The sequence below is a fragment of the Brucella tritici genome (assembly GCF_008932285.1).
Classification (GTDB): domain Bacteria; phylum Pseudomonadota; class Alphaproteobacteria; order Rhizobiales; family Rhizobiaceae; genus Brucella; species Brucella tritici.
Genome location: NZ_WBVY01000001.1, coordinates 552,123 through 578,452 on the forward strand (window position 1 = coordinate 552,123; position 26,330 = coordinate 578,452).

A 26,330-nucleotide genomic window follows, 5' to 3' on the forward strand; every position below is an offset into this window, starting at 1 on the left:
GCGGCCTTCGGGCCGCGTTTTTGTTCGTCTGGCAGAGATTACAACGGTTGGTTCCGTTCAAGAAAAAAGTCGGCGCAACACGCCGACCTTTTTATTATTCTATCTTGCCTCGGTTTAAAGCGCTGTCACTGTCCAGCTTACGATCTCGCTTGCAGTCCGTTCAAAAGCCGCATCGAGCGCCTTCACATAGGCTGCATTTGTTGCACCGCTCACAGGAATAGCCGTACGGAACACGCGAGTTGCACGGACTTCACCATTCTTGTCGTTCATCAGCTTGACGGCCAGTTCAACCACGGCGAGCTTAGGCGACGCATAGGCCTGAATTCCGAACATACGCAAATCAGTCAGAATCTGATAATTGATCGCCAGCCCATCTCCCGGACGACCAATTCCGCCAAACACGCCCGTATTTTCATAGGCCTGAACCAGACGTGACTGCACGATATTCGTCAGCCTGTCACCCCATTGGGCGCCCTTCAGATATTCAATGGAGCCAGGTGCCGAGCTGACGACGATATTCTCGCTGTCGAGCGCCTTGAGGGCCGTTGGCGTCGGAACCAGCAACTGTGTGCTCTTACGGCTTGGCGAAGATATGCCAGGTTGCGGTGCCGACAGATTGAACGTGTCAAGCGGTGTTGTCGTCCCGCAGCCAGCAAGGAGCAGGCCAATAAGAACAGGAACTGTGCGACGAGCGGCGCGAGGTGATCTCATCTCAATATGACTGACTCTGGAAATCAATGGCGTGTCCTCCCGTCATATTTCGGTACATTCCCCTGACCGCCGAAGATCAGGCGCTGGGGATTGCGCTCAAGATCAGTAATTGCCTGTTCTATGCGCTGTATGGAACGACGGCTGTCCACGACGACGGACTGCACATCACGCAATCCTTGTCCGGAAAACCGCTGCAGATTGTCTGCAATCGGCCCCAAACGCTTGTCGAGGTTGTCAGACGTTTGGCGGATGGATTCCAGCGTTGCCTTTGCTTGTGCAACAACCCCATCCTTGTCATCACTCGACAGGAGCTTGTCGGTCTTAGCCAGAATGTCATCGACGCGAACGGAAGCCGCATTCAAGCGAGCCATCATGTCCTTTGCGTCAGTGACGATCTGGTTGATGTTTCCGGTGTTCTCGCCAAGCTCCTGAATGATATTGGCATTCTGCGCGAGTGCGTCGGTGAAAGTCTTCGTGTTATTGATTGTATCCGTCAGTGGTCCACGAGCATCCTTCACGAAGCCTTCCAGCTGACCGAGCACTGAATTTGCGCGTGCAGCGATATCCTGCGCGGTGGCAAGAAGATTGTTGACGGCAGACGGGTCGGCATCAATACGGGCAACAGTATCTTCTTTCGCAGCTTCGGTCAGAAGATTGGGTTCATCGAGGCGACCGCCCTTAAGTTCGATATAAGCCTGCCCCGTTAGCCCCTGAAAACCGAGGGTTGCTGCGGTTGAGCGGGTAATAGGCGTCGTCGCGTTGACGCGCGTTTTGACGATCACCATTTCTGGATTGGTCTCATCGAGATGCAACGCCCGAACATCGCCGACCTTGATGCCGTTGAACAGGACCTGACTTCCAATCGAAAGGCCAGTAACAGAACCCGGGATACGAACATCAAGCTCGAGAGAATCGCGTGCTTCTCCGAAACGGGCAATCCAGAACACGAATGCGAAAGCCAACAGGCTGACGATCAGCGTAAAGACACCCACCAGAACATAATTGGCTTTAGTTTCCATATCTTATCCAGTCTGCAAGCGGCTGCCGGGCCGCCGTCTCGTTGGCGCCGATGGATCAATCTGGCGCGCACGCTTGCCCCGAAAATAGGATTTAACCCACGGATCGTCTACCGTCAGCATGTCTTCAATACTACCGCTGACGAGTACCTTCTTGTTTCCAAGAACGGCAATCCGGTCACAAATTGCAAAAAGACTATCGAGATCATGAGTGACCATATAGACGGTCAGACCCATCGTATCCCGCAGATTGGCAATCAGGTCGTCAAACTCTGCAGCACCGATAGGATCGAGACCCGATGTTGGCTCATCAAGAAACAGAATATCCGGGTCCAGTGCCAAAGCACGCGCGAGCGCGGCACGCTTGATCATGCCGCCGGAAAGTTCTGACGGAAACTTTTCTGCCGTGTCAGGCTTCAAACCGACAAGGTCGATTTTAAGGCGCGCCAGCTCGTCCATCAGCTTCGGTGACAGATCGAGATATTCGCGCATAGGGACCTGAATATTTTCAAGAACATTCAGTGCCGAAAACAGCGCACCGTGCTGGAACAAGACGCCCATACGCATGTCGATGGACATTTTTTCCAGTTCATTCAGCTTATCGATATTGCGACCGAGAATCTCGATCTCACCCGACTGTTTCTTGTTGAGGCCGAGAATGGTCCGCATCAGCACGGATTTGCCGGATCCGGAAGGGCCGATGAAGCCCAGAACCTCACCTTGGTAAATCTCAAGCGACAGCTTGTCGAGCACGGTTTGACGCCCAAACGAAACCGTCACGTCGCGCACCGAGATCATCGGTAGGGCCGTCTGGCGATTATCTTCGTCCTGCGGTTGCGACCGGTGGTCGATGCCGTTCTTCATAACCATTCTTTAACCGAGCTTGGCTTCGGACTGAACCGTTGAACACGATTGAGGGGTCAATTTTCTGTGCAACTGTGTCTCAAAGAACCCATTAAAAACAAAGAACATAAGTCGTTTCTAAAAATTAATCGCCGCATAGAACATTGCGAACAAACCATCCACGACAATAACCACAAAAATTGCCTTCACAACGGAAGCAGTGACACGGCGACCCAGTGATTCTGCACTGCCGCCGACCTTCATACCCTCTACCGAGGCGAGAATTCCGATAATCATGGCCATGAACGGAGCCTTGATAAGACCAGCGAAATAAGTGTTCAAAGCAACCGCATCATGCAGGCGGCTGATGAAAGCATCCGGCGAAATATTGGAATAGAACCAGGCGACGCCACCTGCCCCGACCAGCGCTGCCAGGTCGGAAATGATAGTCAGCAATGGCAGCACTACAACCAGCGCTACCAGACGGGGAAAAACCAGAACGCCCACCGGATTGAGGCCGATAACCGTCAGGGCATCCGTCTCCTCGCGCATTTTCATGGAGCCGATTTCGGCTGTGATCGCACTGCCAGAACGACCGGCGATCATGATGGCTGTCAGAAGGACTCCAAGTTCACGCAGCACCAGAATGCCAACCAGATCGACGACAAAGATTTCAGCACCGAAATAGCGCAACTGAAATGCGCCCTGCTGGGCGATGATCGCGCCAACGATCGTCGACATCAGAATGATGATGGGAATAGCGCCGACGCCCATGCGATCCATCTGCGTAACGATGGCAGCAATGGGAATGCCGCTCCCGCGTCCATATTTCAGTTGGGCTCCGCGGATCGTCGCCCCAAGGATATGCATGGCCATCTTGAAGTCGTTACCCATAGAGATAACGCCACCGCCAAGCGCGGCCAGAAATGAAACGAAAAAGAACGGCTTTTTCTGGCGTGGAATATCCAGAGTGCGCTCGACAGCCCGCCCCACTTCCTCCATCAGAGGAAGCCAGGATTGACGCACGCCTTCAAGCTGCGCGTCTGCGCTCTTTGCAACAAGCCGCTGCCGCAAGCGTTCAATCAGCCAGGCACCCGCCGTATCAAGACCGGATACGCCAGAAACATCAATAACCGTCGCTTTGTGCGCGTCCGCTTTCTCAAGGTCACGCATCTTTTCGTCGACAAGATTGACACTCTGCGACACCCAGCGACCGCTCAGCCGAATATGGCGTGCGCCGTCCTGCTCCGTCAGATCAATCTTCGGCGCAGGATTATCGGTAGCTCTTGCTTTGTCGGCAGTGTCGGTCAACATGGCCTACCTCATATACGAGTCGTTGAACGACCGAAATACTGCGTCCCAGAGGGCATATCTATGCACAATACCTTGAATATCATTGTCGAACGCTATCCCATCGTCGGAAAATTCACAATCTCCAGAGGCTCCAAGACCGAAGCCGCTGTTGTTGTGTGTGTGATTGGCAACGGCCTCCATAAGGGGCGCGGCGAATGCGTTCCTTATGCGCGTTACGGCGAAAGCATTGAAAGCGTGAGCGCCCAGATTGAAGCCACCCGTACCGCTATTGAAGATGGCGCCACGCGACAAGATATCCAGGCTTTGATGCCAGCCGGCGCTGCCCGCAATGCGGTCGATTGTGCCTTATGGGACCTCGAAGCCAAGACGTCGGGCAGAAGCGTTGCTGAAATGCTCGGCACCTCGCCCCGTCCCCTTGAAACCGCTATCACCGTCTCGCTCGGTACACCTGTCGAAATGGCTGAATCGGCGGCAAAGGTGGCTCACTATCCTCTGATAAAAGTGAAGATGGGCAGCGAGAACGATATCGAGAAAATCCATGCGGTCACAAAGGCAGCTCCGAACAGCCGCATCATCATCGACGCAAACGAAGGCTGGACGGCAGACAACATTGCCGAGAACATGCGTGCCGCAGCCGAAGCAGGCGTCGTTCTTATCGAACAGCCCCTGCCAGCAGACAATGATCATATTCTTAGCGAGATCGAACGCCCAGTCATCATCTGCGCCGATGAAAGTGTCCATACATCCATCGGCCTTGAGAAGCTGGCCGAACGCTACGACGCTGTTAACATCAAGCTCGATAAAGCAGGTGGGCTGACCGAAGGTCTCATCATGCGGGACAAGGCAATAGACCTCGGCCTTCAGATCATGGTCGGCTGCATGGTCGGCACGTCCCTTGGGATGGCACCAGCCGTCTTGCTCGCCCAGAAAGCAAATGTGGTCGATCTTGATGGACCATTGCTTCTCGCCCATGATCGTGATCCGGGGCTGCGCTATGAAGGCGCACTGGTCTATCCGCCCGAAGCCACCGTCTGGGGCTGATCCACCCGTTGATAACTCTCGCTCGCGGTGCCATTTATCGGGGCGAGAGCATCTTCAAAAATATCCGCACAAGCATCCCAGGTGAATTGTTTGAGTACTTGCGCAGGCTCAAACGGCTGCATTTCCAGCGCCGCCAGACATGCCTCCCCAAGATTTTCGGAAAGAACACCGGCACCTGTTGCTCCCACGACATCCCGTGAACCGGGCACCGGATAGGCTGCGACTGGCAGGCCGGACGCTATCGCTTCCAGCAAAACAAGACCAAACGTGTCTGTCCGGCTTGGGAAAACAAACACATCTGCGGCAGCGTAAGTTTTTGCCAATGCCTCGCCTTCCCGTTTTCCAACAAACACCGCTTCTGGAAATCGCGTCTGCAACTCATTGAGGGACGGACCGTCGCCGACGATCAGTTTTGTGCCGGGAAGATCAAGTTCAAGAAACGCTGGCAGGTTCTTTTCGGTGGCAACTCGACCCACACAGATGAAAATTGGTCGCGGCAGGTCCTTTACCGCTTCCGCCCGAGGATAAAACAGCGTTCGGTCGACCCCACGCGTCCAGAGGTCCAGTCGCGTAAAACCTCGCGCCTTTAGATCATCGAGAATGGATTGGGTCGGCACCAACGTATGCTGAGCCGCATTATGGAAACGACGCAGGAATGCGTAGGTCCAGCTCGACGGTATAGGAAAGCGCTCTTGCAGGTACTCGGGAAACCGAGTGTGAAAGCTTGTCGTGAATGACCAGCTCATTTTCAGGCAAGCACGCCGCGCCATGAAACCCAGAGGTCCTTCTGTTGCGATGTGCACATAATCCGGCTGCAAGGACCTCAGACGTCGCCTAAGCGCGCCTGGTGTGATGAGCGCAAGCCGAATCTCCGGATAGGTCGGACAGGGGATCGATCTGTAGTCTAGCGGGGATATGACAGTGACGTCGTATCCACGTTCGATCATCAAGTCACGGCATTTGGTCAGCGTGCGCACGACGCCGTTGACTTGAGGATGCCAGGCGTCGGTGACGATGACGATTTTCTTCATCGGCGCAAATTCACCAACTCACGAACAGGTCGCGGAAGCTGAATGACCCTGCCCTCGTCATGGCCTTCACTATCCGAATTGACAATCCCTGCCATCGGACGGCGATCGCGCCGTTCAGTCCATTCGATGAGTTCCATCTGACCATCGAAATGTTCGATCACAGCCGTGCAGCTTTCCACCCAATCGCCTGTATTGATGTATTCGACGCCATTCATGCTCTCGATCGTGGCATGATGGATATGACCGCAGATAACGCCGTCGACCCCGATACGCTGCGCTTCTTCAGAAACCACATTCTCGAACTGACCAATGAAATTGACCGCCTTCTTGACGCGGAATTTGGCCCAGGCTGAAAATGACCAGTAGCGGAGGCCAAAGAGCGAACGGACCCGGCTCATAACCGTATTTATCCAGATCGCCGTGTCATATGCCCAGTCGCCAAGATAGGCGATAAAGCGGGCATTACGCACGACCACATCGAACTGGTCACCATGGATGACAAGAAACTTGCGACCGTCTGCCGTCTCATGGATTGCCCGGTTCATCACTTCGATGCCGCCGAAATGCGTCCCCTGGAAGTTTCGCAGGAACTCATCGTGATTACCGGCGATATAGATGATATTGGCGCCCTTGCGGCTCTTGCGGAGCAGCTTCTGGACCACATCATTGTGTTCCTGCGGCCAATGCCAGTTGCGCCGCAGACGCCACCCATCGACAATATCACCAACGAGGTAGATCGTCTCGGCTTCATGATAACGAAGAAAATCCAGAAGCAGTTCGGCCTGAGCGGCCTTTGAACCGAGATGCACATCCGAAATAAAAAGGGTTCGGAGTTTTCTGGGCTGTGGAGCGTCGGTGCTCATTTGGTTGTCCCCTTCAATGGCAACCTGATCTGAGCGCAGAAAACCCGATTCATGTCACAAAGATATGACGGCTTGTTTTGAAGCACGGAAAACAAGCTTCCGCGCTTCGTTTCATGACCGTCCTAAGCGACTAGTCTTACCTTTGGGCCCACATAACGCGATTGCGGGCGAATGAGCTTGTTCGCTGCTATCTGTTCACGACAATGCGCTACCCAGCCCATAGTTCTTCCCATCGCGAAGACACAGGTAAACGCCTCACGCGGGAAACCGAGTTGCTCAAGCAACAGAGCGGTATAGAACTCGACATTTGTTTCGAGAGAGCGGTCCGGCTTGTGGCGTTTAAGAATCGCGATGGCGGCTTTTTCCACGGCTTCGGCCAATTCAACGCGGGGCTTTCCACGCTCATGCTCAAGCACTTCAATATGCTTCAATGCGGCTTTCAAGGCATCGGCTCGCGGATCGCGTACGCGATAAACTCGATGACCGAATCCCATCAGCCTTTCCCCATCAGCAACAGCCGATTCCAGCCACCGTTCTGCGTTATCGGGTCTGCCTATTGCATCCAGCATATCGAGAACAGGGCCTGGCGCACCGCCGTGCAACGGCCCTTTCAAAGCGCTGATTGCAGCGAGCAGAGAAGAGGTCAATCCGGCCCGCGTCGAAGCCACAACACGAGCAGCGAAAGTCGATGCATTTAATCCATGATCGGAAACGGTCATAAGATAAGTGTTCAGCCCGGCAATTTCTGCTTCGGCAGGCATTCCAGCATTCATCATACGAAGAATGTCCGCACTATGGGGAAGCGTAGGATCAGGACGAATTGGAAGCCGTCCCTTTTGTGCTCGTAGAATGGCGGTCGTGAAGACCGCCGGTGCCGCCATCAAATGCAGTGCTGCAGTCAGATCATCGTCGTCGGGGATGCGCGCCATCAATGCGCGAAGCGCTTCTATGGGTGACATTTCCATCAAGCTATCGTCAAGCGCGTCCGTATGATGAAATACCTGCACGCGTGCCTCGCCTAGCGCTTTCTGAAGCTCTTCCCCTTTGGGAAGATCGGTGAAAAAGCCGTCCCAAAGAAGTTCTATTCCATCTTCGACGCTACTGTGCGGGACCAGATCGTCCAGCGACCGACCGCGAATAACCAGCTTGCCTGCCAGCCCGTCGACGTCAGACAGTACGGTTTCGGCAGCAATCACATCTTCGAGTCCGCTATTCATTGTAATTCTCCTTGTTTGCCTTTCGACATTGAATCCAAGTATAGTTGACGTCAATCTTGATGAAATCGATCAATGTAGGGAGCAATAATGGACTGGCTGACAACGGAAGAAGCCCTCGCCGTTCTTCAGACGAAGCCGCAGACTCTCTATGCCAATGTGAGTCGCGGTCGCATTCGTTCCAAGCCATTGCCCGACGATCCCAGGCGCAGCCTTTATAGATCGGAGGACGTTCATCGATTGGCTGACAGGCGCCCCGGTCGTAAACGAGATAGCGTTGTTGCCGCCGACACCATTCGTTGGGGACTTCCAATCATGCGTTCGGGTATCTCGACCATTATCGATGGTCGCCTGCTCTATCGCAGTTACGACGCTGCTGAACTCTCAGAAACAGCGACACTGGAAGAAGTGGCCGCCTTGCTGTGGCAGATGGATTTCGGTAATATCAGCGTCTCTAGCACTACCCCAAATCCAGACAACCGTCAGAGCAGTTCCATACCTCTGGAACGGTTATTTACTGTTTTTGGCATTCGCGCAGCGAACGACCTGCCCAGTTCCGGACGCTCCACGGCAATTCTGCAGCACGAAGCCTTTGGTCTGCTGCAACTTTTTCACAATACCGTTCTTGGAGTTGCTGCATCCGATAAGCCTATGCATGAACGTATTGCCTCGGCTTGGGAAAAGCCGCAGGCAAGCGATATAATCCGGCGCGTTCTGGTGCTTCTGGCGGACCATGAACTCAATGCATCGGCATTCGCCACACGCGTTGCGGCATCGACGGGTGCACCGCTTTCAGCTACAATTCTCGCCGGGTTATCAACATTGATCGGCCCGCGACACGGGCGAGCGGCAACTGTTGCCGCGACTATTGTTGCCCAAGCTCGGCAAATAGGTGCGGAAGCGGCCATAAAAGACCAACTCAGGCAAGGCACTCAATTTCATTTGTTCGGTCATCCGCTTTATCGTGAAACAGGTGATATACGCGCTTCCGCGTTGCTGGAACATCTGGACCTGCCTGCTCCATATCGCGATCTGGAGCAAAGTGCTGCGGACATCCTTGGTGAAAAACCGAATGTCGATTTCGCACTCGCTGCGGTGACAGAAATCTACGAACTGCCGCCCGATGCGCCGCTGTTTCTTTTTGCACTCGCGCGCATTGCTGGCTGGCTCGCCCACGCACTGGAACAAGCGGATAGCGGATCTCTGATACGACCCAGAGCGGAGTTCACTCCCTCCATTGAATAGCGATACTCACCAAATATTGTTCTCAAGGACAGCATTTTCTGCCCGTAAAAAGTGGACATATACGCCCGTGAACCAGAATCCGGTTGATCGAACCGCTCGCTTGGTGGCATGTCTTGAGAACCTGAACGAAATATGAGGATCGAACCGTGGACTTGGGCCTGAAGGGTCGAAAGGCGATTGTATGTGCTTCCAGCAAGGGACTTGGACGGGCTTGTGCGGAAGCGCTTGCCGAAGCCGGGTGCGACCTGGTTCTCAATGGACGAAATGAAGAAATCCTCGCAGAAACAGCGAAGATAATTCGCCAGACATTTGGTGTAAAAGTCGATGCTGTGGTTGCCGACGTATCAACTGCTGGAGGACAGGAAAAACTGCTCTCTGCCTGCCCTGCGCCGGACATTCTCGTCAATAATAATGGCGGCCCTGCCTTCAAGGATTTCCGCCTTCTTGATCGCGACGCAATCCTGCAGGGAGTGACGCAGAATATGGTTACCCCCATCGAGCTGATCAAAGCCGTGATTGACGGAATGGTGGAGCGCCGTTTCGGTCGTATCGTCAATATAACGTCAACGTCGGTCTACTCTCCTATTCCCGGTCTTGATCTCTCCTCCGGGGCTCGTGCCGGTCTGACTGCGTTTCTGGCTGGCGTCGCCCGCACGGTTGCAGCCTCCAATGTGACGATCAACAATATCCTTCCAGGTGCCTTCGACACGGATCGCCTTCGTAGCGGCTTTGCATTCTCGGCCCAGAAAAACGGCACGACACCGGGTGCAGAAGCTGCAAAGCGGGCATCGGCGATTCCTGCTGGAAGAATCGGCCAACCAAAGGAATTTGGTCAGGCTTGTGCCTTCCTTTGCTCGGAACATTCCGGGTTCATTACCGGGCAGAATCTCGTTATCGACGGCGGTGCGTATCAGAGTGCGTTTTAACAGCACCAAACGATAGATCTGCAGATTTGGAAAAACTCATTCTCGAAAACGGGCCTACTGAGATTTGAGCCGATAGACTAAGAACAATAACGGCCCAGTGTGCGGAAGCAGCGTGCAGAAACTGTATGCGATCACCGCGCCCTCCACGTGCAAGTGGGCTTTTGCCCTGCGCGAAAGATTTTGGAAAGCGATGCGACCATGACCAACAAAACACCTTCCACTTCCCGTTCGGATTTCGATGAAGCAGCTCTGTTCTTTCACCGTTATCCGAAGCCCGGAAAGCTGGAGATTCAGGCGACAAAGCCGCTTGGCAACCAGCGAGATCTGGCGTTGGCTTATTCGCCTGGCGTGGCCGCTCCCTGCCTCGCAATCCACGAAGACCCGGCAACTGCCGCCGAATACACTGCCCGCGGCAATCTCGTTGCCGTCGTATCAAACGGCACTGCGGTTCTCGGCCTTGGCAATATTGGCGCCCTTGCTTCCAAGCCGGTCATGGAAGGTAAGGCCGTCCTTTTCAAGAAATTTGCGGACATCGACGTGTTCGACATCGAAATCGATGCTCATGAAATCGGCCGTATTGTTGATGTTGTTGCTGCTTTGGAACCGACTTTCGGCGGCATCAATCTTGAGGATATCAAGGCGCCTGAATGCTTCGAGGTTGAAGAACAGCTTCGCGCCAAGATGAACATTCCTGTCTTCCATGATGACCAGCACGGCACGGCGATCATCGTCGCAGCAGCGGTATTGAACGGTCTGGAGCTTGCCGGAAAAAAGATCAGCGACGCCAAGATTGTTACATCGGGCGCTGGTGCCGCAGCTCTTGCATGCCTCAATCTGCTCGTCAATCTCGGTGCAAAGCGCGAAAACATCTGGGTCTGCGATCTCGAAGGCGTTGTCTACGAAGGCCGCAACACGCTGATGGATCGCTGGAAGGAAGTTTACGCACAGAAGACCGATGCACGTGTTCTAGCCGATGTCATCGGCGGCGCTGATGTCTTCCTTGGCCTTTCGGCTGCCGGCGTGTTGAAGCCTGAACTGCTGAAGCAGATGGCTGAAAAGCCGTTGATCATGGCGCTCGCCAACCCGAAGCCGGAAATCATGCCGGAAGAGGCTCGTGCGGCCCGCGCCGATGCCATGATCTGCACCGGACGTTCGGACTATCCTAACCAGGTCAACAACGTCCTCTGCTTCCCTTATATCTTCCGCGGCGCGCTTGATGTCGGTGCGACTGCAATTAACGAAGAGATGAAGCTGGCGGCTGTTCGCTCAATTGCCGCGCTCGCCCGCGAGGAGCCTTCAGATGTTGCTGCACGCGCATATTCCGGTGACACGCCGACTTTCGGACCGGACTACATTATTCCATCGCCGTTCGATCAGCGCCTGATTCTGCGTATCGCCCCGGCAGTTGCCAAGGCGGCGATGGAAACAGGTGTAGCCACGCGTCCGATCGAAGATATGGAAGCCTATCTCGATCGACTGAATCGCTTCGTCTTCCGCTCTGGCCTCATCATGAAGCCGGTTTTTGCCGCAGCCCGTGCTCAGGAAAAGCCAAAACGCGTCATCTATGCGGATGGTGAAGATGAACGCGTACTCCGCGCTGCTCAGGTCGTGATCGAAGAACGCGTCGCAGCTCCGATCCTCGTGGGACGCCCGCAGGTCATTGAGACCCGCCTGCGTCGCTACGGCCTCAAGATTCGCCCGGGAACTGATTTTGAACTCATCAACCCCGAAGACGATCCGCGCTATCGCGACTATGTCGATCTTTATCTTTCCTACACCGGTAGACAGGGCGTCACGCCAGAGGCGGCGCGTACCATTGTCCGCACAAACTCGACCGCAATTGCCGCTCTCGCGGTTATGCGCGACGAAGCAGACGCCATGATCTGCGGTCTTGAAGGTCGCTTCGAACGCCACCTCCGTGTCGTACGCCAGATTATCGGCAAGGTTCCAGGTATCCGTGACTATTCTGCACTGAGCTTGCTGATTTCACAGCGCGGTGCCCTCTTCCTCACTGACACTTATGTCAATGTCGAGCCAGGCGCGAACGAAATCGCTGAAATGGCAATTCTGGCAGCGAAGGAAATCAGCCGCTTTGGTATTGAGCCAAAGGCAGCACTCGTATCGCATTCGAATTTCGGATCGAAAGAATCAGCCAGTGCGGAAAAGATGCGTGACGCCGCAGCAATTCTCGCCGAGAAGGCGCCGGAACTCGAATCCGACGGCGAAATGCATGGTGATTCCGCTCTCTCGCAGGCTCTACGTGATCGCGTGTTCCCTAATTCACGGCTAAAGGGCGAAGCCAATCTTCTTGTCTTCCCCAACCTTGACGCCGCTAACATTACGCTGAACGTGGTCAAGATGGTCACAGATGCATTGCATGTAGGTCCGATCTTGCTTGGTGCAGCACGCCCAGCACACATTCTGACGCCTTCGGTCACCTCGCGTGGTGTCGTCAATATGACTGCGCTGGCAGTGGTCGAAGCCTTGCAGAAATCCGGAGAAACCCTTCGTAAGAAGAAGTAAATTAACAATAACTAAGTTAGAATCATATAATATAAATCTGATAAACGGCGGGTATATTTAAATATACCCGCCGTTAGTGTTTAATTTACTATATTTTTCAAACATGATAACGCCAGCATCGATATCGAGGTTATCATGTCTATTATTTCAATTAACTCTAATAGAGCAATATTTTACTCAGCAATCCTGCTATTGTCTGGAGTACTGGCTGGTTGTACTACTATACCACCCACAAAATTGTGCACGCCTCTCGAACAAAAGCAGCTTAAGAAACAGCATCTCCTCACCCAATCAGCTCTTGATCGCAAGGAAGCAGAGCTTTCCCGCTTGAGAAAAACCTCGTCTCAGGATCGTTGCGTGGGCAGCTTGTTTACCTCTGCTGTCAAATCAGCGCAGTGTACAAAATTGTTGACCAGAACAGATCGACTGGCATCTGAAACACAGACTTTGCGCGAACGCCTTAATGAACTGAACATGGCGCTTGCCGGACGTGCGTCACCATCCAAACACGTAAAATCCTGCAAGGCGTCCTGGGTCGCATCGCCTAAGAAGCCTCAATTGAAAACGGTCCACATTCCGCAGCAGAAATTCAAAGCAACAGCCAAGGCGCACGCCGAGATGAGCAGTACCATTGCTTTGCCTGCCTATGAAACACCAGCCCCTGTCGAAGTGGAAAAAGTCGATTACACCTCATCTGCGACGGTGCAGTCCTCGGATATTACACCGACCCACGTCGCACCTGCCAAAATAGCCCCGCCTGTGGAACGCCCCTATACGGCGAACGCAAATGTCAGGGTTGTCGGCTCAGAGTTCTTTCCGGACCAATCAGTACCAGCAAGTCGGCCAGTTCCGGACCATGCGCCTGCCCCGTAAGCGCTAGGCGCAAGGGCATGAAAAGGTTCTTGCCCTTGCGCCCCGTTGCAGCCTTCACGGCGTCAGTCCAGACTTTCCAGGTTTGATGATCCCATGGAGCTGACGGCAACAGAGCAAAAGCCTCTTTCAGGAAAGCACGATCCTCTTCTGACAAGTCCGGCATTTCTGGCAAGTTGCCATCAACGATAGACCACCAATGCCCAGCATCCTTGAAGCAGTCGAGGTTTCCTCGTACTGCCAGCCAGAAGGGTTCAGCCTTCGCGCCGGAAATACCCATGTCCACCAGACGTGACTGGGCTTCTGAAAACGGCATCTCGTGCAGAAGGGCACGATTGAGCGTATCCAGTTCCGCAGGGTCAAACTTTGCCGATGACTTTGATATGGAAGCCAGATCGAAGCGTTCGGCCAGGCTTTCCATACTGGGCGCAGCCGATACACTTTCCGATGTACCGATCAGAATCGCCAGCGATGCGACAGCCATGGGCTCGAAACCAGCTTCGCGCAGTGAACCGACAGACAGAGCGCCGGTTCGTTTTGAAAGCCCTTCGCCCGAAATTGTCGTCAGCAAATTGTGATGTCCGAAAACTGGAGCGGTAGCCCCCAGCGCCTCGAAAATCGCAATCTGCACGCCGGTATTGGTCACATGGTCATCGCCACGAATGATATGCGTGACGCCCAGATCTATATCATCCACTACCGATGGCAGCGTGTAGAGATAAGTGCCGTCCTCACGCACCAGCACCGGATCCGACATTGATGCCAGATCGACAGTCTGCGGACCGCGAACCAGATCGTCCCAATGGATCTCCGTGCGTTTGGTATCGAATGGATCGGTTTCGAAATTGGGCAACAGGAAACGCCAGTGTGGCTTGCGTCCCTCAGCTTCGAAAGCGGCCCTCTCATCTTCGGTCAGCTTCAGGCCTTCGCGGCCATATACCGGCGGCAAACGACGCGCGAGACGCAGCTTGCGACGGCGCTCCAACTCATCCGCAGTTTCATAACAGGCATAGAGCAAACCGGCCTGTTTGAGCTTCTCCACTGCCTTGCCATAGACATCGAAACGCTTCGACTGATATTCAACACGGTCAGGTTTTACACCGAGCCAATCGAGGTCGACTGCAATTGCCTGAGCATATTCTTCCCGGGAGCGTTCAACATCGGTGTCGTCATAGCGCAGAATGAACTTGCCGCCATTCTTCTGAGCGAACAGCCAGTTTGAAAGCGCTGTGCGCGTATTGCCAATATGAATATAGCCCGTCGGCGACGGAGCAAAACGAACGGTTACGGTCATTTTATTGTCTTTCAGCGGTCGCGGAAGCGGTTCGTTATAGGGTAACGGCGATCGCGTCCGAAATTCTTCTTGGTAATTTTAACACCAGGCGCCGACTGTCGGCGCTTATATTCAGCGAGATAGAGTAAATGTTCAATCCGTTGAACGATTTCGAGTGGATGCCCGCGCTTGGCAATCTCAGTGTTGCTCATTTCGTTTTCGACGAGGCATTCAAGAATGTCATCCAGAACCGGATAAGGCGGCAAACTATCCTGATCCGTCTGATTTTCACGCAGTTCAGCGGATGGCGCCTTGGAAATGATATTGTGCGGGATCACCTCACCCGACGGGCCAAACGCGCCGTTCGGTACATGGCTGTTACGCCACTCCGACATCGCATAGACCTGCATCTTGTAGACATCCTTGATCGGATTGAACCCGCCATTCATGTCGCCATAAAGCGTCGCATAGCCGACCGACATTTCAGACTTGTTGCCGGTGGTGACAACCATCGAACCAAATTTGTTTGAAACAGCCATCAGAATGGTGCCGCGTGCACGGCTTTGCAGGTTTTCTTCCGTAACACCGCTCTCGGTTCCTTTGAAAAGCGGATTCAGTGCTTCAAGAAAGCCTTCAACTGGCGCGGAAATAGGAACAATATCATAACGAACGCCGAGTGCCTTCGCACAATCAGCAGCGTCTTTGAGAGATTCATCCGACGTGTAGCGGTAGGGCAGCATGATGCAACGCACCCGATCCTTACCCAATGCATCGACACCCAGAGCCGCACAGATTGCCGAGTCGATGCCGCCCGAAAGCCCAAGCACCACATCCTTGAAACCGTTCTTGTTCACATAGTCCCGCAATCCCAGCATGCAGGCGGAATAGTCTGCTTCAAGCCCTTCCGGAAGAATGGCCTTCTCACCTTTTTCACAGCGCCAGCCGTCATTCTCTCTGTGCCAAACGGTCAACGTGATCTGCTCCGCGAATTGCGGCATTTGCAGGCAAAGCGACCGGTCAGCGTTGAATGCGAACGATCCACCATCGAAAACCAGCTCATCCTGCCCGCCAACCTGATTGGCATAAACCATTGGCAAATCGGTTTCGATTACCTGTTTCAGGACCACTTGATGGCGTCGGTCCATTTTCGCACGGTGATAAGGCGAACCGTTTGGTACAAGCAAAATCTCTGCGCCACTCTCGGCCAGCGTTTCCGCCACACCAAGTTCCCCCCAAATATCTTCACAGATTGGAATCCCGATGCGAACGCCGCGGAAATTGACCGGTCCCGGCATTGGACCTGCCTGAAATACGCGCTTCTCATCGAACTCGCCATAATTTGGCAGGTCGACCTTGAACCGTTCGGCAATAATCTCGCCGCCATCCAGCACTGCAATGGAGTTATGCAGTCCGCTTTCACGGCTGAGCGGTGTTCCTATGATGACACCGGGGCCGCCATCGGCTGTGTCGCGTGCTAGTTCGCTTACGGCCTTTTCACATGCAGCAAGAAAGGATGGTTTCAGAACCAGATCTTCCGGCGGATAACCGGAGATGAACAACTCTGTAAACAGAATGAGATCGGCCATCATCCTGGCGGCCTCAGCGCGTGCCGCGCGTGCCTTGGTCAGGTTTCCGGCGATATCGCCCATGACGGGATTAAGCTGCGCAACGGCAATACGGAGCATGGCAAGATTCTCGTGAGAGGCTAACATGCCCAAGCTTTAGCGCGCTTGGGTAAGCAAATGCAACGGATGCAATCAATCAACCGCTTTGTTTGTCAGACCAGATATGTCTTGACGAGGATATAGCCCCAGACCGCGACGACGAACACGATGGAAATCAGAACAGCGAGTGACCCGCAATCCTTTGCAATCTGAATTTCCTTATGAAAATCCCGCGAGACGGCATCACAAGTCGCCTCGATACCGGTGTTCAGCACTTCCACGAGGATAAGAAACAGGATCGATCCGGTCATAAAAAGGAAAGCAAGCCAGGTCGTCGCAAGGAAAAAAGCTACTGGCAGGGACAGAAGAAACAGCACCAGCTCCTGTTGAACTGCCTTTTCGTGTCCTGCGAGGTACTTCAGTGCTCGCATGGAATTAAGAAAAGCCAGGAAAATCCGCTGCATCATTACCCTCAATCAAATTAGTTACAGCTTGGCCCGAAAATCAAAGCCGATTTTCAGAAAGCATAAAGCGTTCCTCGTGCATCCATTCAGACACATGCCGCTCCAAGGCAATCAATAGGTGAGTTTCCCCGAAATGCAACAAGGCGGAGATCTAAACCCCGCCCTGCACGTTCTGGAATGTTGGAAACCGTCAGGCGCTCGCGACCTGCTTGTCCGTACCGGCATCGCGCTCCTTCTTGAGGAGTTCGGCCAGCAAAAACGCCAGTTCCAGCGCCTGATCGGCGTTGAGACGTGGATCGCAATGCGTATGGTAGCGATCATGCAGATCTTCTGCCGAGATCGCACGCGCGCCGCCCGTGCATTCCGTCACATTCTTGCCGGTCATTTCGACATGGATACCACCTGGATGCGAGCCTTCAGCGCGATGGATCGCGAAGAAGGACTCCACTTCCTTGAGGATACGGTCGAACGGACGCGTCTTGTAGCCACCGGCAGTGATCGTGTTGCCATGCATAGGATCACATGACCATACGACCTTGCGACCTTCCTTTTCGACAGCACGAATGAGCTGCGGCAGGTGATCGCCAACCTTGTCGTAGCCAAAGCGTGCAATCAGCGTCAGACGTCCTGCTTCGTTTCCCGGATTCAGAAGATCAATCAGGCGAATAAGATCATCCGGCTGCAGTGACGGCCCACACTTGAGACCGAGCGGATTCTTGATGCCGCGGCAGTACTCGATATGCGCATGGTCAGCCTGACGTGTGCGATCGCCGATCCAGATCATGTGGCCGGACGTGCCGTACCAGTCACCGGAAGTCGAGTCCACGCGGGTCAGAGCTTCTTCATATCCAAGAAGCAACGCTTCATGGCTGGTGTAGAAATCGGTTTCACGCAGCGAATGATTGCTATCAGCAGTGATTCCGATTGCCCGCATGAAATTCATGGTTTCGGAAATACGCTGCGCCAAAGCTGCATATCGTTCTGCCTGCGGGCTCTTGCCAACAAAGCCGAGCATCCACTGGTGAACGTTCTCCAGATTTGCGTAACCGCCCTGGGCGAACGCACGCAGCAGGTTAAGCGTTGCCGCCGACTGGCGGTATGCCATGTCCTGGCGCTGCGGATCAGGAATGCGCGAGGCCGCGTCAAATTCGATCCCGTTGATGATATCACCACGGTAGGACGGCAGTTCCACGCCATTAAGCGTTTCCATGTCCGATGAACGCGGCTTGGCGAACTGACCGGCGATACGGCCAACTTTCACGACCGGCTTCGAAGCGCCAAATGTCAGTACGACAGCCATCTGAAGAAATACGCGGAAAAAGTCGCGGATGTTATCCGCGCCATGTTCAGCAAAGCTTTCGGCACAATCACCGCCCTGGAGCAGAAATGCTTTGCCTTCCGCCACTTCGGCCAGTTGCTGCTTGAGCTTGCGCGCCTCACCTGCAAAAACCAGTGGCGGATAGGTGCGAAGACGGGCCTCAACGTCGTTCAGAGCCTGTGCGTCCGGATAAAACGGCACTTGCTTGATCGGTTTGTTTCTCCAGGAATGCGGGGTCCAGTTCTTCGTCATTTGAGCACCTGTTTGCTTCTATCCGCTCGATTTCTCTCGGATTATATCCTCCTTACACGAAAGCCGGAATCCCTTAACGGACAGCCCACATCTGACAATGATGGCAGCCTGCCCCGGAAAACCGGCGTGCGTGGTCGCGCTGATATAATGCAGGCTGAGACTTTATGCCAGCAATATTCGTTAACCGAAGAAACCGGTTGCGAAAGATTTATCCGTCGATTTTCTCACCATTCACGACACGATAGGTCGGCTTGTACATGGTGACCAGTTCTTCGGCCGCTGTCGGATGAACCGCCATCGTACGATCGAAGTCATCTTTGGTCGCACCGGCCTTGAGTGAAATACCCAAAAGCTGAGCCATTTCACCGGCGTCCGGCCCCATGATGTGAGCTCCCACCACCCTGCGGCTCGCGGCATCGACGATGAGCTTCATGAGCATTTTCTCATTGCGACCGGAAAGCGTATTCTTCATCGGACGGAAGAGAGCTCTGTAAACCTTGATTTCCGGGTACTTCTTCGCCGCCTCATCTTCTGGCAAACCGACCGTGCCGATTTCGGGTTGGGAGAACACAGCCGTCGCGATCAGCTCGTGATCAGGCTTGGTCGGATTGTCCTTGAAGGCCGTTTCGAGGAAGCACATGGCTTCGTGGATTGCCACAGGCGTCAGCTGGACACGGTTCGTCACATCTCCCACAGCCCAGATATTTGCAACATTAGTGCGCGAATAATCATCGACCGAAATAGCGCCAAGCTCGTCCATCTTAACGCCAGCTCTCTCCAGCCCAAGACCCGTCGTGTTGGCCTTGCGCCCGATCGCCATCATTGCCTGACCGACATCCAATGTGTCGCCGTTGTTCAGCGAAATCTTCAGAATACCGTCTGACTGCTTCTCGATTTTTTCGAAAACCGCTTCACAAATGATGCGAATGCCCTTGGCTTCCATCGTTTCGTGCAACAAATGGCGCAAATCCGGGTCGAAACGTGAGAGGATTTCCTTGCCTCGATAAACAAGTGTCGTTTCGACGCCAAGACCATGGAATATGTTTGCGAACTCAACAGCGATATATCCGCCACCCGCAATAGCAATCGCTTTCGGCAACTCGGCCAGATGAAACGCTTCGTTGGAGCTGATGCAAAATTCATATCCGGGCATGGTTTCAGGCATGCTCGGATGACCGCCGGTGGCGATCAATATCTGATCTGCTGTAACACGACGGCCATCGGCTTTCAGTTCGATAGTATGCTTATCAATCAATTCGGCCCGGCTGGAGAAAATTTCGACTTCAGAATTCTGGAGCCCCTTGGTGTAGAGCCCCTCAAGCCGGGTAATCTCCTTGTCCTTGGCATCGATCAGCTTTTTCCAGTCGAATGTCGATGCGCCAACATCCCAACCGTAACCGGCAGCATCTTCAAAATGTTCAGGAAACTGCGAAGCATAGACGAAGAGCTTCTTCGGCACGCAACCACGAATAACGCAGGTCCCGCCCATGCGATATTCTTCCGCAAGACCGACCTTCTTGCCCATCGCTCCGGCGAGACGTCCAGCCCGAACCCCGCCGGAACCGCCGCCGATAACAAACAGATCATAGTCGAAGCCGGTCATGGGATTCTCCAATAAAACATTGCGTTGGCCGATATGTAGGCAAAAGAAAAAGCCCGGCCAAGTGACCGGGCTTTCAAATTCCGCGTTACCGCTAAAAATTACTGCTGTGCCGGAGCTGCCGTAGCGCCTGCCTGGGCAGCCAGAACCTCGGCCACGCCTGTCGCCAGATCACGGGCGATGCCGTTCTGCCAGATATTTGCTGCCTTCACGACTTCACGCGTCACAATCGGGCCTTCCGACAAAAGCTTCTTGCCTGCAGGCGACGTATAGAATGCTGCAATGGCCTTGAGCTCGTCTTCCGAGAATGCCTTCGCATAGGCGCGGGCAGATTCAGTTTCGAGATCCGCGCGGCGGGAAGCCAGAGCCAGAGCCTTATCATCGACAGTTTTGGTGATGAGGGCTTCCAGGTTCGGATCCTTCTGGATCAACTCACCCTTCAGGGAGCGCGCTGCATTCGGCAGAATTTCGTCGAACTGCTCAGTAGCATTAATTGCGGAAATAGCAGCACGGGCAGCTTCCAGATGAGCTTCAGTGATTTCCTGTGCCGATGCTGCATGAATGCCCGACATCAGTACGAGCGCGGAAAACGGTGCAATCAGACGGCGAAAGCCAGTTGCCGGGATCATAAGGACAGTACTCCGTTCAATCAGTTCAAGACCGGTTCATGGTGCGGATGCCGTCGTTGCCGGCTATCACTGCCGCACGCGCCAGTCCGATGAAAAGTCCGTGCTCGACAACGCCTGGAATTGCGAAGAGAGCGTCAGATAGTGTCTTTGGATCGGGAATGCGGCCAAAAGATGCATCCACGATATAATGCCCACCATCTGTTACGAAGGGTGAGCCATCTTTTAAACGCAGTGCCAGCGGGCCTGCAAGGCCACACTTCGCAGCTGCTTCTTCAATCGCGCGCAGTGTTGCGCCGAGACCGAAGCGATTGACTTCCACAGGCAGCGGAAAACGCCCAAGTGTTGCGACAACCTTTGAACTGTCAGCAATAACGATCATTGCATCAGATGCCGCAGCCACAATCTTTTCACGAAGAAGCGCTCCACCGCCGCCCTTGATGAGCGAAAGATCGGTGTCGACTTCATCGGCGCCATCCACGGTCAGATCGAGATGAGGCGTTTCATCGAGTGTCGTAAGTGGAACTCCGAGTTCCTCGCAGAGTTTTGCGGTGCGTTCGGAAGTAGGCACTCCAATGACCTTGAAGCCGTTGCTTACCTTGTCAGCAAGCAGACGCACGAATTCCTCGGCCGTCGAACCAGTACCAATCCCCAGACGCATTCCGTCCTTGACGTGTGTGAGTGCTTCTGCGGCGGCTGCGATTTTCAGCTTGCGAGCTTCGTCCATACCTGAATTCCCGATATTCCCCTGCGGATTCTCATTGTAGTCCGGTTCGCCTCTAGCATGCGGACGCGACACAACAAAGCGCCTATTCGAACTATGACGCAGAATTTCGGTTTTTAGAGCACATCCCGATCGCAAGGTTGAGCCAGAGGCGACAATCAGATAGGAATTTCATATTCCCCATTTCACACGCGAGAAGCTGATGTCTGCTGCCAATCCCAAACCCATCATTGTTTTTGATCTCGACGGAACTCTTGTCGATACAGCACCAGATCTTCTCGACAGCCTCAATCACTGCCTCGCAATATCAGGCCTAAAGACAGCCGACCGTGAATCGTTGCGAAGATTCGTTGGGCAAGGTGGCCGCGTCATGATCGAACGTGCGTTCGCCGCTCAGCAAAAACAGGCCAACGAAACGCAGCTCGACAATCTGGTCGAAGAATTCCGTGAGCATTACGCCGATAATATGCCGGGGCATTCATCTTTCTTCCCAGGTGTTCTGGAGGCAATGGATCGTTTTTCGGCAAGTGGCTATGAGTTGGCAGTCTGCACGAATAAATTCGAGGCTTTGTCGGTAAAACTCCTGACCTCCATGGGGGAAGCTGAACGATTTGCAGCAATCTGCGGAGCCGACACATTTGCTTATCGCAAGCCTGATCCGCGCCATCTCACCGAAACCATCGCACGGGCTGGCGGCAATCGCGAACGGGCAATCATGGTCGGGGATAGCCGGACTGATATCGATACCGCAAAAGCGGCTAGCATCCCTGTTGTTGCCGTCGACTTCGGATATACCGATCTTCCTGTGCAGCATTACGACCCAAGTCGTGTGATTTCGCATTTCGATGAATTCACTCTCGAAATGGCTGGAGAACTCATCGATGCAGTCACCGATCCCGTATAGACGGAGAATGGGACATGATTACGCAACGTTTTCTTATAGTTGGCTTATCTTATTTAGCCATCATATCAACAGCCTCTGCAAATGACGGATCGCCGGGCCTGCCCGGCGTGCAGCCGCAACAACCTATCGTGTCTGCCCCGCCACCTGCCCCCGAACCGGATCAGAAACCCAGTGGTAGCTGGAAGAATTTTCGTGTCGGTAATACTGACGTGACGATCTCAGGCAGCATCACTGTTGATGTCGGCACCCAGAACAGCCGGACATCTGGTCGTTAATTGCGAGAGGATCGCACCAGTGCCGACAAGACGGCAGGTATCTGAGCAGGCAAATCTTCTGCAATAAGTCCATGGCCAAAGCGTCGAGCAGCGTCAGCATGCATCCACACTGAAGCACAAGCGGCTGCGAATATCGGCATCCCCTGCGCGAGCAGGCCGCACACAATACCCGTCAAGACATCGCCCGATCCAGCTGTGGCGAGCAACGGCGTTCCATTAGCATTGACTACCGCCACACCACCCGGTTCCGCGATCACGGTATCCGGGCCTTTATATATAATGACGGCATTGGCGCGCTTTGCAGCCTCACGAGCCTTTTCGATCTTCGATACAGAACTCAGTGCAATGTCCGGAAACAGCCGTCGAAACTCTCCTTCATGCGGCGTCAGCACAAGCGCAGTCTTGGCGCTCTGCCGCCTATCGAACAGCTCACTTGGTTTCTGTTCAAAAGCCGTAATCCCGTCGGCATCCAGAACCAGTCCGTGAAATCCTTCCAGTTCGCTATTTGCGAGAAACAAGGCGTGGTCACGCGCGAATACCGGATTTCCATATCCCGGCCCGAGTACTGCGGCTGCGACCTTGCGTTCGGCACAGAACTGTCCAACATCCTTCAAACCGCGAGTTTCGCGGAGCATGATACTGGTCAGATGTGCAGCATTGACCGCCATTGCATCGGGTGGAGATAGAAGTGTTACCGCACCCGCTCCACTGCGGGCCGCAGCAAGCGCTGACAGGCGAGCAGCACCAGTCGAATGAGCACCGCCGGAAAACACGGCAACATGGCCGCGGCTATATTTATAAGCGTCAGCACCAAGTACCGGCAGGCTGCTTTCCCAAAGGTCTGAAGCATTCTCGAAAACATGCGGTTCTATCGTGGCGAGTATGTGATCAGGAATACCGATATCCGCGACATGGAGAACACCGCAATGCGCCCTTCCCGGCTGCAGCAGATGACCGGGCTTCTTGCGAAAGAACGTAACTGTTGCACGTGCGCGGATTGCCGTTCCGAGGATATCGCCGCTTTCACCAGATATACCGCTTGGCAGGTCAACCGCCACAACCGGCACATCAGACGTGTTAACCGCGTCAATTGCGATGGCTTCTGCTCCATGAATGTCGCGAGCCAATCCCGCGCCAAACAAGGCATCGATTACGCCGCCGAAACTGGCGACTGAAAATTCGCCGAAATTGGACACAGGCCCTTTATAGAAAAGTGATGCCCGCATGACATCCGACCCTTTTCGAGGAGGCGCCGATGCGAAACAAACAACTTCCAAACCTGCTTCGAGCAGAAACTGCGCCGCGACATAACCATCGCCGCCATTATTGCCTGGTCCGCATAAAACAGCGACGGGTGCTTTGCGCGGAAACATCCGTTGCGCAACCTCCGCAACGGCATGGCCCGCCGCGAGCATCAGCGAAAATCCGTCATTGATGCCAGTTTCAATCGTCAGGCGATCCGCTTCTGCCATTTCCCGCGGAGTCAGCAACTCGTACATCGCGTACCTTTTCAACACAGTTTGTCGAAATGATTAAATACGTGGCACGGGCCTTTATGCAAGCTTGCCCTCTTTTAATGCAAAATGACTAATTTTTAGACAGAAAAACCAGAGCGATAGTGCCTATTAAGAGCCTGCCATCAGAGTCCCGCTTGCACAAGCGCAATGAATAGTGCCACTCTGCCTGTGGATGAAGGAAATTAAAGAAAAATCTTGCATCCAATTCAAACTGGCACACTTCATGCTTCTCTATGGGTGAAGCGGGCACAATGCCCATTTCCGAAGAAGAGCGGAGACCATTCTCTGATGAAAAAGATCGAAGCTATCATTAAGCCCTTCAAGCTGGATGAAGTGAAGGAAGCCCTTCAGGAAGTCGGCTTGCAGGGGATCACTGTCATCGAAGCCAAGGGCTTTGGACGGCAGAAAGGCCATACCGAGCTTTACCGCGGTGCCGAATATGTCGTCGACTTTCTTCCCAAGGTGAAAGTTGAAGTCATCGTCGCAGACGAAACCGTGGACAGCGCAATCGAAGCCATCCGCAAGGCTGCCCAGACGGGACGCATCGGCGACGGCAAGATTTTCGTCTCCAACATCGAAGAAGTTATCCGTATCCGCACCGGTGAATCCGGCGTAGATGCCATCTGATAATACCTGCGTACAATCCATCGTCGTGCAAACAGGGAATTAAAATGACGACTGCCAACGATATTCTCAAACAAATCAAAGACAACGACATCAAGTTTGTCGACCTTCGCTTCACCGATCCGAAGGGCAAGCTACAGCACGTTACGATGGATATCGGCCTCGTTGACGAAGACATGTTTGTCGACGGCGTGATGTTCGACGGCTCTTCTATCGCTGGCTGGAAAGCCATCAATGAATCCGACATGGTTTTGATGCCGGACCCGACGACCGCTCATATCGATCCGTTCTTCGCTCAGTCCACGCTCGTCATCCTGTGCGACATTCTCGACCCTGTTTCGGGTGAGGCCTATGCCCGCGATCCGCGCACGACCGCAAAGAAGGCCGAATCCTACATGAAGTCGCTCGGTATCGGCGACACGGTCTATGTTGGTCCAGAAGCTGAGTTTTTTGTTTTCGACGACGTAAAGTACAAGGCTGATCCATACAACACCGGTTTCAAGCTCGACTCGACCGAACTGCCGTCGAATGACGACACCGAATATGAAACTGGCAACCTCGGCCACCGTCCGCGTGTCAAGGGTGGGTATTTCCCGGTTCCGCCAATCGACAGCGCGCAGGATATGCGCTCCGAAATGCTGACGGTTCTCACCGAGATGGGCGTCACGGTTGAAAAGCATCACCACGAGGTCGCTTCCGCGCAGCACGAACTCGGCGTGAAATTCGACACACTGGTCCGCAACGCAGACAAGATGCAGATCCAGAAATATGTCGTGCATCAGGTCGCCAATGCCTATGGCAAGACCGCAACCTTCATGCCGAAGCCAATCTTCGGTGACAACGGTTCTGGCATGCACGTCCACTTCTCGATCTGGAAAGAAGGCAAGCCGACCTTCGCTGGTAACGAATATGCCGGTCTGTCGGAAAACTGCCTTTACTTCATCGGTGGTGTCATCAAGCATGCCAAGGCCGTAAATGCCTTCACCAATCCGACAACCAATTCCTACAAGCGCCTGGTTCCGGGTTATGAAGCTCCGGTTCTGCTTGCCTATTCGGCTCGCAACCGTTCGGCATCCTGCCGTATTCCGTTCGGCAATTCGCCAAAGTCCAAGCGCCTGGAAGTTCGCTTCCCTGATCCAGCTGCGAACCCATATCTGTGCTTTTCTGCCCTGCTGATGGCTGGTCTTGACGGCATCAAGAACAAGATTCATCCAGGCCAAGCCATGGATAAGGATCTTTACGATCTGCCTGCCAAGGAACTGAAGAAGATTCCGACCGTCTGCGGTTCGCTGCGTGAAGCCCTGCAGTCGCTCGACAAGGATCGCGAGTTCCTGAAGGCTGGCGGCGTGTTCGACGACGATCAGATCGATAGCTTCATCGAACTCAAGATGGCCGAAGTGATGCGTTATGAAACGACGCCGCATCCGGTCGAGTACGACATGTACTACTCGGTCTAAGAAAACTGCGCGAACGCCAATCCGTTCGCGCGATT

Annotated in this window: 24 protein-coding genes; 9 read left to right on the plus strand and 15 right to left on the minus strand. The window is 53.9% G+C overall.

Translation table 11 applies throughout. The features are described from left to right. Positions 1 to 114: 114 nt before the first annotated feature. The 4 genes from F9K94_RS02740 to F9K94_RS02755 form a co-directional block, all read right to left on the minus strand. Positions 115 to 711 carry an ABC-type transport auxiliary lipoprotein family protein gene (locus F9K94_RS02740; protein ID WP_407922021.1) on the minus strand — a complete coding sequence of 199 codons (597 nt, stop codon included), beginning with the start codon at positions 709 to 711 and terminating at the stop codon, positions 115 to 117. A gap of 23 nt (positions 712 to 734) precedes the next feature. Continuing rightward, positions 735 to 1,730 carry an MlaD family protein gene (locus F9K94_RS02745; protein WP_061346267.1) on the minus strand — a complete coding sequence of 332 codons (996 nt, stop codon included), beginning with the start codon at positions 1,728 to 1,730 and terminating at the stop codon, positions 735 to 737. Positions 1,731 to 1,733: 3 nt separating this feature from the next. Next, positions 1,734 to 2,597 carry an ABC transporter ATP-binding protein gene (locus tag F9K94_RS02750; protein WP_151643522.1) on the minus strand — a complete coding sequence of 288 codons (864 nt, stop codon included), beginning with the start codon at positions 2,595 to 2,597 and terminating at the stop codon, positions 1,734 to 1,736. A gap of 111 nt (positions 2,598 to 2,708) precedes the next feature. Then, positions 2,709 to 3,884, minus strand: a complete 1,176-nt coding sequence (locus F9K94_RS02755) for an ABC transporter permease (protein ID WP_151643524.1) — start codon at positions 3,882 to 3,884, stop codon at positions 2,709 to 2,711. Positions 3,885 to 3,944: 60 nt separating this feature from the next. On the opposite strand from F9K94_RS02755, the gene dgcA reads away from it, so the two are divergent. Beyond that, positions 3,945 to 4,925: an N-acetyl-D-Glu racemase DgcA gene (gene dgcA / locus F9K94_RS02760; RefSeq protein ID WP_151643526.1), complete on the plus strand. Its 981-nt coding sequence runs from the start codon at positions 3,945 to 3,947 to the stop codon at positions 4,923 to 4,925. Here dgcA and F9K94_RS02765 read toward each other — a convergent pair. The 3 genes from F9K94_RS02765 to F9K94_RS02775 all read right to left on the minus strand — a co-directional run bounded on the left by F9K94_RS02765 (position 4,895) and on the right by F9K94_RS02775 (position 8,036). Beyond that, complete coding sequence (locus F9K94_RS02765) at positions 4,895 to 5,956, minus strand: glycosyltransferase family 4 protein (protein WP_061346263.1); 1,062 nt, start codon at positions 5,954 to 5,956, stop codon at positions 4,895 to 4,897. The two genes, dgcA and F9K94_RS02765, sit on opposite strands and share 31 nt — an antisense overlap. After that, a complete protein-coding gene (locus F9K94_RS02770) occupies positions 5,953 to 6,819 on the minus strand; it encodes a UDP-2,3-diacylglucosamine diphosphatase (RefSeq protein WP_151643528.1) in 867 nt (288 codons plus the stop codon). Before F9K94_RS02770 ends, F9K94_RS02765 begins: the two co-directional genes overlap by 4 nt. A 122-nt stretch (positions 6,820 to 6,941) precedes the next feature. Next, positions 6,942 to 8,036, minus strand: coding sequence for a citrate synthase/methylcitrate synthase (locus F9K94_RS02775; protein WP_151643530.1), 1,095 nt, complete (start codon positions 8,034 to 8,036; stop codon positions 6,942 to 6,944). A gap of 87 nt (positions 8,037 to 8,123) precedes the next feature. Here F9K94_RS02775 and F9K94_RS02780 point away from each other — a divergent pair, with 87 nt between their 5' ends. The 4 genes from F9K94_RS02780 to F9K94_RS02795 all read left to right on the plus strand — a co-directional run bounded on the left by F9K94_RS02780 (position 8,124) and on the right by F9K94_RS02795 (position 13,600). Next, positions 8,124 to 9,278, plus strand: coding sequence for a citrate synthase (locus tag F9K94_RS02780; RefSeq protein ID WP_151643532.1), 1,155 nt, complete (start codon positions 8,124 to 8,126; stop codon positions 9,276 to 9,278). Between the two features lie 146 nt (positions 9,279 to 9,424). Further along, a complete protein-coding gene (locus F9K94_RS02785; protein ID WP_151643534.1) occupies positions 9,425 to 10,204 on the plus strand; it encodes an SDR family oxidoreductase in 780 nt (259 codons plus the stop codon). A 198-nt stretch (positions 10,205 to 10,402) separates the two neighbouring features. Beyond that, a complete protein-coding gene (locus tag F9K94_RS02790; protein WP_151643536.1) occupies positions 10,403 to 12,727 on the plus strand; it encodes an NADP-dependent malic enzyme in 2,325 nt (774 codons plus the stop codon). A 135-nt stretch (positions 12,728 to 12,862) separates the two neighbouring features. Beyond that, a complete protein-coding gene (locus F9K94_RS02795) occupies positions 12,863 to 13,600 on the plus strand; it encodes a hypothetical protein (RefSeq protein ID WP_151643538.1) in 738 nt (245 codons plus the stop codon). On the opposite strand, the gene gltX is transcribed toward F9K94_RS02795, so the two are convergent. From gltX to rpiA, 7 genes are all read right to left on the minus strand, one after another. After that, positions 13,518 to 14,891, minus strand: a complete 1,374-nt coding sequence (gene gltX, locus F9K94_RS02800; RefSeq protein WP_151643540.1) for a glutamate--tRNA ligase — start codon at positions 14,889 to 14,891, stop codon at positions 13,518 to 13,520. The two genes, F9K94_RS02795 and gltX, sit on opposite strands and share 83 nt — an antisense overlap. Positions 14,892 to 14,902: 11 nt before the next feature. Further along, a complete protein-coding gene (locus F9K94_RS02805) occupies positions 14,903 to 16,582 on the minus strand; it encodes an NAD+ synthase (RefSeq protein WP_151643542.1) in 1,680 nt (559 codons plus the stop codon). A gap of 65 nt (positions 16,583 to 16,647) precedes the next feature. Continuing rightward, complete coding sequence (locus F9K94_RS02810; protein ID WP_151643544.1) at positions 16,648 to 16,998, minus strand: diacylglycerol kinase; 351 nt, start codon at positions 16,996 to 16,998, stop codon at positions 16,648 to 16,650. Positions 16,999 to 17,188: 190 nt separating this feature from the next. After that, positions 17,189 to 18,568 (minus strand): class II 3-deoxy-7-phosphoheptulonate synthase, encoded by a 1,380-nt coding sequence (locus tag F9K94_RS02815; protein WP_151643546.1) that lies wholly within the window; start codon positions 18,566 to 18,568, stop codon positions 17,189 to 17,191. A 208-nt stretch (positions 18,569 to 18,776) separates the two neighbouring features. Next, positions 18,777 to 20,171 (minus strand): glutathione-disulfide reductase, encoded by a 1,395-nt coding sequence (gene gor / locus F9K94_RS02820; RefSeq protein WP_151643548.1) that lies wholly within the window; start codon positions 20,169 to 20,171, stop codon positions 18,777 to 18,779. Positions 20,172 to 20,269: 98 nt separating this feature from the next. After that, positions 20,270 to 20,797, minus strand: a complete 528-nt coding sequence (locus tag F9K94_RS02825) for a DUF2059 domain-containing protein (protein ID WP_151643550.1) — start codon at positions 20,795 to 20,797, stop codon at positions 20,270 to 20,272. A gap of 25 nt (positions 20,798 to 20,822) precedes the next feature. Beyond that, positions 20,823 to 21,521, minus strand: a complete 699-nt coding sequence (gene rpiA / locus F9K94_RS02830; RefSeq protein WP_061346252.1) for a ribose-5-phosphate isomerase RpiA — start codon at positions 21,519 to 21,521, stop codon at positions 20,823 to 20,825. Between the two features lie 199 nt (positions 21,522 to 21,720). On the opposite strand from rpiA, the gene F9K94_RS02835 reads away from it, so the two are divergent. Both F9K94_RS02835 and F9K94_RS02840 read left to right on the plus strand, forming a co-directional pair. Then, positions 21,721 to 22,422, plus strand: a complete 702-nt coding sequence (locus tag F9K94_RS02835; protein ID WP_151643552.1) for an HAD family hydrolase — start codon at positions 21,721 to 21,723, stop codon at positions 22,420 to 22,422. Between the two features lie 14 nt (positions 22,423 to 22,436). After that, entirely contained in the window at positions 22,437 to 22,697 is a 261-nt protein-coding gene (locus F9K94_RS02840; RefSeq protein WP_151643554.1) for a hypothetical protein, read from the plus strand. On the opposite strand, the gene F9K94_RS02845 is transcribed toward F9K94_RS02840, so the two are convergent. Then, positions 22,694 to 24,196 (minus strand): NAD(P)H-hydrate dehydratase, encoded by a 1,503-nt coding sequence (locus tag F9K94_RS02845; RefSeq protein WP_151643556.1) that lies wholly within the window; start codon positions 24,194 to 24,196, stop codon positions 22,694 to 22,696. The two genes, F9K94_RS02840 and F9K94_RS02845, sit on opposite strands and share 4 nt — an antisense overlap. A 306-nt stretch (positions 24,197 to 24,502) precedes the next feature. Between F9K94_RS02845 and F9K94_RS02850 the strand changes: the two genes are divergently transcribed. Both F9K94_RS02850 and glnA read left to right on the plus strand, forming a co-directional pair. After that, complete coding sequence (locus F9K94_RS02850; protein ID WP_002964122.1) at positions 24,503 to 24,841, plus strand: P-II family nitrogen regulator; 339 nt, start codon at positions 24,503 to 24,505, stop codon at positions 24,839 to 24,841. Positions 24,842 to 24,885: 44 nt separating this feature from the next. Then, positions 24,886 to 26,295, plus strand: coding sequence for a type I glutamate--ammonia ligase (gene glnA / locus F9K94_RS02855; RefSeq protein ID WP_061346249.1), 1,410 nt, complete (start codon positions 24,886 to 24,888; stop codon positions 26,293 to 26,295). The last annotated feature ends 35 nt before the right edge of the window (positions 26,296 to 26,330 follow it).